At 52.5% G+C, this 7,944-nt stretch carries 11 protein-coding genes; all 11 read left to right on the top strand.

The annotated features are described in order from the left end of the window. Positions 1-289 precede the first annotated feature (289 nt). The 11 genes from DFQ59_RS15090 (at position 290) to DFQ59_RS15060 (ending at position 7,922) form a co-directional block, all read left to right on the top strand. Positions 290-1,663: an IS4 family transposase gene (locus DFQ59_RS15090; protein WP_114280547.1), complete on the top strand. Its 1,374-nt coding sequence runs from the start codon at positions 290-292 to the stop codon at positions 1,661-1,663. A 48-nt stretch (positions 1,664-1,711) separates the two neighbouring features. Continuing rightward, complete coding sequence (locus tag DFQ59_RS19620; RefSeq protein WP_147275268.1) at positions 1,712-2,314, top strand: hypothetical protein; 603 nt, start codon at positions 1,712-1,714, stop codon at positions 2,312-2,314. 384 nt (positions 2,315-2,698) lie between these two features. Beyond that, entirely contained in the window at positions 2,699-3,178 is a 480-nt protein-coding gene (locus DFQ59_RS19615) for a hypothetical protein (protein WP_147275267.1), read from the top strand. Positions 3,179-3,272: 94 nt separating this feature from the next. Continuing rightward, positions 3,273-3,944, top strand: coding sequence for a tetratricopeptide repeat protein (locus tag DFQ59_RS15080; protein WP_114280545.1), 672 nt, complete (start codon positions 3,273-3,275; stop codon positions 3,942-3,944). Between the two features lie 45 nt (positions 3,945-3,989). Further along, positions 3,990-4,517, top strand: coding sequence for a hypothetical protein (locus tag DFQ59_RS19610; RefSeq protein ID WP_147275266.1), 528 nt, complete (start codon positions 3,990-3,992; stop codon positions 4,515-4,517). Continuing rightward, positions 4,517-4,861: a hypothetical protein gene (locus DFQ59_RS15075; RefSeq protein WP_114280544.1), complete on the top strand. Its 345-nt coding sequence runs from the start codon at positions 4,517-4,519 to the stop codon at positions 4,859-4,861. The genes DFQ59_RS19610 and DFQ59_RS15075 overlap by 1 nt, the downstream gene beginning before the upstream one ends. Before the next feature lie 30 nt (positions 4,862-4,891). Beyond that, positions 4,892-5,218 carry a hypothetical protein gene (locus DFQ59_RS19605; protein ID WP_147275265.1) on the top strand — a complete coding sequence of 109 codons (327 nt, stop codon included), beginning with the start codon at positions 4,892-4,894 and terminating at the stop codon, positions 5,216-5,218. 109 nt (positions 5,219-5,327) lie between these two features. Further along, complete coding sequence (locus tag DFQ59_RS15070) at positions 5,328-5,873, top strand: tetratricopeptide repeat protein (RefSeq protein ID WP_114280543.1); 546 nt, start codon at positions 5,328-5,330, stop codon at positions 5,871-5,873. A gap of 190 nt (positions 5,874-6,063) precedes the next feature. Continuing rightward, a complete protein-coding gene (locus tag DFQ59_RS19600; protein WP_147275264.1) occupies positions 6,064-6,465 on the top strand; it encodes a hypothetical protein in 402 nt (133 codons plus the stop codon). A 95-nt stretch (positions 6,466-6,560) separates the two neighbouring features. Further along, the gene (locus DFQ59_RS15065) at positions 6,561-7,019 is read left to right on the top strand and encodes a DUF2846 domain-containing protein (RefSeq protein WP_211314959.1); all 459 of its coding nucleotides are present in this window, start codon (positions 6,561-6,563) and stop codon (positions 7,017-7,019) included. A gap of 156 nt (positions 7,020-7,175) precedes the next feature. After that, positions 7,176-7,922, top strand: coding sequence for an SAM-dependent methyltransferase (locus DFQ59_RS15060; protein ID WP_114280541.1), 747 nt, complete (start codon positions 7,176-7,178; stop codon positions 7,920-7,922). The last annotated feature ends 22 nt before the right edge of the window (positions 7,923-7,944 follow it).

Below are 7,944 nucleotides of genomic sequence, written 5' to 3'. Positions count from 1 at the left end.
ACACCAGTAGTAAAAGACACATCAAAACTAAAAAACGTTGGGCACTTAAGAGCCCTAACAAAAGGGTCAAGTTGACGCCAAAAGGCGGCGCAACTTACCCATGACGCTATCTACTATCCATTACACACAGGTCATGGCGTAAAGATCACGGCGCCCCGGGCGAATGGATCAAGCGCCGTGTAGGAGAAGGATCACGCGCAGTGGTGTTCTGGGATCACCGGACACGATGAAGAATCATTTTAGCCTCTTTGAAAGCGATAGCGGCCGGAGAGGCGCCATGACGGGATAGGTGGATGAGGAAATCGCCAGGTGCAGGATGGCGGATGCGCGACTGAAGAGCCGGCTGGGTATTCTGCTGGAGCGGCTGGGGGAGCATTCCACCCAGAGCATACCGGCGGCCTGCCGTGGCTGGGCGGAGACGCAGGCCGCCTACCGTTTCCTGAACAACGGCAAGGTGGATGCCCGGGACATCCTCGACGGGCACAGCCTGGCGACGCTGGGTCGCATCAGCCGGGAGCCGGTGGTGCTGCTGGTTCAGGATACGACCTTTCTCGAATATGTGCGGGATGCGGGCAAGCACGACTACGGGACGCTGCGCCGGAGCCGACGGGAGGAGTACCTGCTGCATCCCACGGTGGCGTTCACCCCGGAGCGGACCAACCTCGGGGTGTTGGGCGCCTACTTCTGGCAGCGCCCGGAGGAGCCGGTGGGCCATCTGCGGGCGCAGCGGCCGCTGGAGGAGAAGGAGAGCCAGCGCTGGTTGTTGAGCTATGAGCTGGCCTGCCAGGTGCGTCGTCTGTGCCCACAGACCCGGGTGGTGAGCGTGGCCGACCGTGAGGGTGACATCCACGAATGGTTTCTGGATGCGGCGGAACGGGCGGCGGAGGAGCAGGCGGAGTATCTCATCCGCGCCAAGTGCAACCGCCGGGTGGCGGCGGAAGGGGGAAACAGCTACCTGTGGGAGGCGATGAGAGCGGCGCCCGTGCTGGGGAGCCACGAGGTGGCGTTGGCGCGCCAGCCGGGGCGGACGGCCCGAACGGTACGGCTGGAGTTGCGGGCCAGGCGGGCATGCTTCAACAAGGCGCGACGCCCCGGGGGGAATCTCCCGCCGGTCGATGTGGAGGTGCTCTACGCCCTGGAGAGCGACCCGCCGAAGGGGGAGGAGCCGATAGAGTGGATGCTGCTGACCAGCATCCCGGTGAAGGATATCGAGACGGCGAAAACCCTCCTCGGTTGGTACCGGAGCCGTTGGGAGATTGAGATCTTCTTCCGGGTTCTGAAGCAGGGCTGCCGGGTGGAGGACCTGCGCCTGGAGACGCCCGAGCGGGTAGAGCGTGCGCTGGCGGTCTACCTGATTGTTGCCTGGCGGATTCACCACATCACCCGCGCCAGCCGGGAGCGGCCGGAGGCGCCCTGTACCGAGGTGTTCAGCGACACGGAATGGGAGACTGTTTACCTGTTGCAGAAGCGGCGCAAGCCACCGAGTAAGCCGCCGACGGTCAGGCAACTGACCCGCATGCTTGCGCAGCTGGGCGGATTCCTGGCCCGCAAGGGAGACGGCGAGCCGGGTGTTGAAACGGTATGGCGCGGATACATGGTTCTGCAGCAGTCGCTTCAGGCATTGGAAATCCGGGACGCAGTAGCTGCCCGGAAATGTGTGTAATTAAGAGTTTACGGCGTTAGCTTAGAAAAGTGAGGAGTACGAGTTTCGATGTGGTGGGAAAAAACCGTTGAGTACCTGTTTGTCGTTACCTGTATGAAAAGAGACGCTCTGATGGCTCCCTTAGATGGGAACCATGAGGCGGCTGCTGATTTGGTGGCTCAACAAAATGATAGGTGGGTGCTGATCGAGTTTAAGCGGGATGCACAGGCCATTGATGATGAGGTTAAGAAATTTGCTGAACCCTCTGTAGATTCGTTCGAAAGCGCCAAAGCTGCGCTCGCCCATGAAGATGGCCACCACCTGCTTGTTTTTGGTGAAAAAGGTGACGATCAGCCAATTGAACTGAAAGCATTTTCTTATTTTCGGCACCAAACAGTTGATCCCAAAATGGCCCTTGGCTGCGGTGTGGCTCAAAATCAATTCAATAGTTATTTGTCAAGGTTTTTGTATTTCAAATTTGGAAAGGCGGAAGAAGGATCGGGCGGACGGAGTCTAAATTATTCAACAGTTGTAGCGGTCAGTAGTGATGGTGAGATAACTTATTGCGAAGGACTGGCGAACTATTGTGAGCGTATGAATCATGATCCGGATTTTAGTCCAGACCCCGGCACGACCTCTAATCCAGGTTTTGGTATGGGTGGGCCGAGTTAATGCAGGCTAAAGCTAACAAACGGCTGCACGGCGATCGCTTTTCCGCCGCTTCGCGGCTCCAAACCGGCGCGTGAGCCGGGCGTTATGCATGTGCGGAGCATCGCGCGAACTCACGTCAGATGGATATGGATCATGAAACGTATCTTGCCAGCCATCCTTGCCGGTATTTTTAGTCTGACGTGGGGTGCGTTCGTACTTGCGACGGGAAAGATAGGCCGCCTTCGTGGCGCGCCGGGAGAAATAAAGTATTGGATTGGCGGGGCGCTAATAGGTTTTTCACTCTAGTGTTTTTACTTGGTGATCCGTTATTGGCGTCAAGATACTGAATAGTGAAACAGATATGGCATAACAATTCAATGATGCCGACGCGGAGCTGATCGTCAAATGCCAATGAAGAAATGGGTTATAAAATTTCAGGCGCTAGTTATTCTGATGGGAATGGTTGGTTGTAGTATATCTACAAATTATCCAGAGCCTGTTGCTGATGGAAGCATAATATTTGTGCGAGTTAAGCTGCCCTCTGATATGGGATATCAATATGGTTATGTCAGGGTACTTGAACAAACAATGGATCCGGAAAGACTAGATGCTGAATGGGGATATTGGCAAAGCTCCGACCAGCAGGTGGCCAAAGCGGATGTTGTAAAAGGTTCTGGATCATACATACCATCGCAATTAATCGATATTAATTTAGCCTCACTGCATTGGTCAGGTAATAAAACAGGTTATGGTTGGTTTGGAACATCTCCATTGGTAGATGGTGAAGTGCAAGAGTATGCAACTTATGTGTGTGTTGTTGGTCCGCAGTCTAATATATCTATGAGCGAGGCTTTAAAAAGTTGTGAATTTAAAGCAAGGTGGTAAATGGCATTTAACAAGAAGCCCCAGGCGCCGTCGGCCCTGGCGGGCCTCCTCGTCCGAGCTAAATCGTTAGCTCAAAAAGGATTTGGAACCATCGATGAAATATGTAAACGTTCTCTTGCTATTTGTCCTTCTGGGAATAATTACTGGTTGCGTGTCCAGTGGCGGCGTCAGAATTGATAATATTCCCATGTACGGGCAACCTGATATTCCTCGTCCGGCTGAACTTCAGCAGGCTGACAAAAATTTCATTGCAAGTGTTGTAGAAGGGCTTGGTTCCAGAGAAGAAGCCAGCAAAGTTTGGTGGGCTCAAGGCGAGCGTTTCATGAATGAAGGTAACTTTGATTATGCAATGCGTCGTTACAACCAATCCTGGCTGCTTAACCCGGAAAACTATCAGCCATATTGGGGTTTTGCTCGAGTGTCAATGGAAAAGGGAAATCTTGAAGAGGCAATTCGCTTCCTAGAAAAAGCCGAATCGCTCATTGATGATGATTTTCAAAAAGCCGCATTACTGGCCGATTTGGGCACTATCTATACCGAGAAAGGAGCGCAAGTGCCAAGCTTTTTCGAAAGGGCGAATAAGAAGTTCGAAGAAAGTATCAATCTTGATGCGTCATATCCAAATTCGTGGCGTCGTTGGGCTTTTTCCTTGTACGAGCAAAAAAGATATTCGGAGGCCCGGGTTAAAGTGCAGCGAGCGCAAGAGTTGGGTGCAAAACCTTTCCCGGAGTCATTTCTATCTGCACTCAGAAAAGCAGAAGAGTAATCCCAGTGATTATCGTCGGGCTAACTAGGTCGTTAAAAGTCAAAAATGGACAAAGAAGATTTTGCATTTATCGGATGCAGGCTGCTGGCTCTCTACTGGGCAGTAAAGGCTCTCTATTCTGTTTCGTCTGTTGTAACGTCTTGGACTGCCTGGAAGGCGAATGTGGTGGAGTCTTCTTCCGAAATGGCTGGGATTGTTTATTTCGGTTTGGTGCCGCTAGCATTGTATGCATTGGTTGCTTTTATTTTTTGGTTCGGTGCTGCGCGCATTGTTCGTTTCCTTCTTCCAGCATCAGGCACTAAGGGCAAAGGTGGCGCAATTACTCTGTTCCAGGTCCAGTCGGTCGCCTTCGCATCTGTAGGGATACTGATTTTGTTAAGTTCACTCCCGGAAATTGGCGGAGTTCTATACAAGATCAATCAAATAAAACAAATGGACAGTCATGCTCGGGCGTCATTCGACACACAGGCACAAGTATTTGAGCTTTCGTTCCGTCTTCTGCTGGGCGTGTTGTTATTGTTCGGTTCAAAAGGGTTAAGCGGGTTGCTAACTCGGCTTCGTGAAGCGGGGTGATGACTTCTAAGTACGGCTTAATGAGCCTCTCGAAGAAAGAGTTGTGGAAGGCCGCGGGTTCACGTCTCGATGCCGCTATTGAGAAACTGAGGCGCAGGCCATTCACAGAGCTTATGGCGCTGGTGGGTCAGGATGAGGGCGGGCCCATCGAGAACGATGGAGTGAAGATGTTCGTTTCCTGCTGGGCCAAGAAAGAGGAAGACGGTAGCGTCGGGGTTATTGTCGAGGCACGCAGAATGCGCTTTTTTGGCTGGTCTCAAGTCAGGGTGCGAGGCTTTTTCGCGTTTCCGGACGGAGGCACGAAAGACATGCAAGAGAAAGATCTGTGGGCACATGGATACTAGCCGTATAACACGGCGTTAGAGTCGCCAAACATGACCGAGTCAACCAAGATCACCATAGCCGTCCTGTGTTTTCTTGTGCTTTCCGGTTTAACGATAGCGATCGCGCTTATGCAAGCACAACAGGCCGAACTTGATTGGACCAACCGGCAACTCGAGAAACTAAAGAACGATCGACGCGCTGAATTTCTGCAACTAAACGATCCGCAGGTTAGGAAAGTACTGACGAAGGGATCCGAACGTGGAATGCAGGCTATGACACGAGCATCGGCGGGAGCCCTGCTTCTCGTCGCCACGTACGCCATCGGATTGGGAATCTACATTTTCCGTATTCGAAGGCAGAGCTCACCTCAATCATGAACTCTAACAACCACATCGAGTCCGACGGCTTACCCTACCGCTGCGCTTTGCTCCGCTCCAGGACAAGCCGTGGCTCCTGTGGGCGTAGGGTTTCTTAAGGAGCAGTGTCATGTACTTTAGAGTTGCAGTGGTCGCGAGTATTTTGCTCGTATCAGGCTGCGCGAATCCGCTGAACCGAGTTACCTCGGACGACTACGCTCAGACCTGTACCGTGGCGGAGAGTAATGGTCGGCTAGAGGTTGCGGAGGAGGCGTGTTACCGGGCTCTCGTCAACGTAGATATGGGTAACCTGGGGCCAGAATTGAAGAGCCAACGGCTCTACAATCTCGGGCGAATCAAGCGCCAATTAGCAAAATACGAAGAAGCAGAGAAGCTTTTCACTGAGTCGTTGACAATTGAGGAGAAGTTGTCAGCCCCCACAGATCCAAAAATTGGACGTCGCTTGGTGGAGCTATCCGTCAGTCTGGCTGGACAAGACAAATGGGAGGCTGGTGCTGTTTACCTCAAGCGCGCTCTGCCCATAGCTCCTCAGTTTGCCGGCCGCGAACTTTCCTACACCGCTCTCACGCTTCAGGAATATGGGAAACGCCTTAGAGCCATGAATCAAACGGCTCTTGCTGAGCAGTTTGAGAAGGCCGCCGCGAGCCTCCAATGAAAGCGAAACCAAACAATTCAACTAAAAAAAGCAAAAAAGTGGTCGGTGACAACTGATAATAATAAAGATTTATATTTGTCGCCGCCCCTTATATCTTTACCCGGATATATGGTTCTTCAGCAGTCGCTTCACGTATTGAAAACGGGGCGCACTTGGTGCACGGAAAGGTGTATGTTGGAGAGGTGGGAACATGAAGATACTAATGGTCGTGTTTATGTTGCTTGCTTCCGTTTCATGCATGGCGGAACCTGAAGAAATGATGCAGGTAAACAGGGGGTATGACAGACAAAAAATGGTGGAAATGTTTGTTTCAGAGAACGTCCCGTACAAAATAGTGAATGAAAATCAAATTTACTATCCCGTGTCTTACAGGGACAAGGTCAAAGAAATACGGGAGGCCGTATGGGGGACGGTGGATAATTCCAAAAAAGGAGTGAGCGTAAAACCCGATATCGCCCCGACGCTTGCGGCGGAACTGGTGAGAAACGGTATTTCCTACAGCGTCAACTTCAGTGAGGATTCATATGTGTTCACCTGGAATGCCCACGACAACAAGTCGGCCATGAGTATTGTTCATGCTGTGGTTCCGTAACAAGCACTTGACATGTCGTTTGTTAGATTTCAGAAAGAAAAAAATCGAAAAAACATAGCATTACGCAGAACTTTCAACCCAGAGAGGGGTATTCCGTGAATAAGAAACTGGTCCTGGTCATTTGTGCGTCACTATTGTCCGTTGGCTGTGCCACGGTTCCTATGGAAAACGCCGAAATGTCTGACAAGGCAAAATCGTTTGTTCCTCCATCAGACGGCAACGCGGCACTGTACATTTACCGATCCGGCATCTTCGGTTCCGCCTTGAAGAAGGACGTGTGGGTCGATGGGCGATGCATTGGTGAAACCGCCCCGAATACGTTTTTCCATGAGGAGGTCAAGGGCGGCATGGAGCACAAGGTTTCAACCGAATCGGAATTTTCGCCGAATGATCTGCTGGTCAGGACCGAAAGTGGCAGGAACTACTTTGTCCGCCAATATATAAAACTCGGTGTGTTCGTCGGCGGCGCGGGTCTTGAACTCGTTGATGAGGAACAGGGCAAGGCGGATGTCTCAAAACTTCAAATGGCCATTAAAGGGAACTGCAGTAAATAGTGCAAACTCACAGTTGCAGTTCGTGTGTGTCTGCAGCAGTCGTTTCACGCATTGGAAATCCGGGGCGCACTTGGTGCCCGGAAATGTGTGTAATGAAGAGTGGCTGGCGTAAGGTCCTGACCAAATCCATTCCCCACCGCAAGGAACTGTTTCAGGATGGACATTCCACGAATATTCAACATCACTGAAAGCGCTCACCGCATCCACAACCCGTTCACACCCGAAAACCTAGCCATTCTCGGCTCGGCGCTGCGTCTGGAATCGGGGACTCGGGTTCTCGACCTCGGCAGCGGTTCGGGGGAGATGTTGTGCACCTGGGCACGGGATCACGGCATCATCGGCACCGGCATCGACATGAGCCAGTTGTTCACCGAACAAGCGAAACTCCGTGCTGTAGAACTCGGTGTCGTTGATCAAGTCAGGTTCATTCATGGCGATGCTGCGGGCTATGTCACTGACGAGAAGGTCGGTGTGGCAACCTGTGTCGGGGCCACTTGGATCGCCGGGGGAGTCGCCGGCACTATCGAGCTTCTGGCGCGTAGCCTGCGTCCTGGTGGGATTATCCTCATCGGCGAGCCCTATTGGCGGCAGTTACCGCCGACGGAAGATGTTGCCAAGGGGTGTTTTGCCAACTCAGTTTCTGACTTTCTCATGCTTCCAGAACTTATCGCGTCTTTCGGCCACCTTGGCTATGACGTGGTTGAAATGGTTCTGGCTGACCAAGACGGCTGGGACAGATACGAGGCGGCCAAATGGCTCACCATGCGCCGATGGCTTGAAGCCAATCCCGACGACGAGTTGGCGAATGATGTTCGAGCCAGACTGAACTCGGAACCCGAACGCTACGCCGCTTACACGCGTGAATACATGGGCTGGGGTGTGTTCGCACTGATGCTGCGGTGAAGCGCGAAGACGGGTAGTTTGT

Origin of the sequence: Thioalbus denitrificans (assembly GCF_003337735.1) — a bacterium.
Classification (GTDB): domain Bacteria; phylum Pseudomonadota; class Gammaproteobacteria; order DSM-26407; family DSM-26407; genus Thioalbus; species Thioalbus denitrificans.
Note: the sequence above shows the minus strand (reverse complement) of the source record. Positions and strands in the feature narration are given on the sequence as shown.

Bases quoted from the DNA above. Each gene is read 5' to 3' on its own strand.
- DFQ59_RS15060 (WP_114280541.1), top strand. From the start codon at position 7,176: ATGGACATTCCACGAATATTCAACATCACTGAAAGCGCTCACCGCATC.
- DFQ59_RS19605 (WP_147275265.1), top strand. From the start codon at position 4,892: ATGACCGAGTCAACCAAGATCACCATAGCCGTCCTGTGTTTTCTTGTG.
- DFQ59_RS15080 (WP_114280545.1), top strand. From the start codon at position 3,273: ATGAAATATGTAAACGTTCTCTTGCTATTTGTCCTTCTGGGAATAATT.
- DFQ59_RS15070 (WP_114280543.1), top strand. From the start codon at position 5,328: ATGTACTTTAGAGTTGCAGTGGTCGCGAGTATTTTGCTCGTATCAGGC.
- DFQ59_RS19610 (WP_147275266.1), top strand. From the start codon at position 3,990: ATGGACAAAGAAGATTTTGCATTTATCGGATGCAGGCTGCTGGCTCTC.
- DFQ59_RS19615 (WP_147275267.1), top strand. From the start codon at position 2,699: ATGCCAATGAAGAAATGGGTTATAAAATTTCAGGCGCTAGTTATTCTG.
- DFQ59_RS19620 (WP_147275268.1), top strand. From the start codon at position 1,712: ATGTGGTGGGAAAAAACCGTTGAGTACCTGTTTGTCGTTACCTGTATG.
- DFQ59_RS19600 (WP_147275264.1), top strand. From the start codon at position 6,064: ATGAAGATACTAATGGTCGTGTTTATGTTGCTTGCTTCCGTTTCATGC.
- DFQ59_RS15075 (WP_114280544.1), top strand. From the start codon at position 4,517: ATGACTTCTAAGTACGGCTTAATGAGCCTCTCGAAGAAAGAGTTGTGG.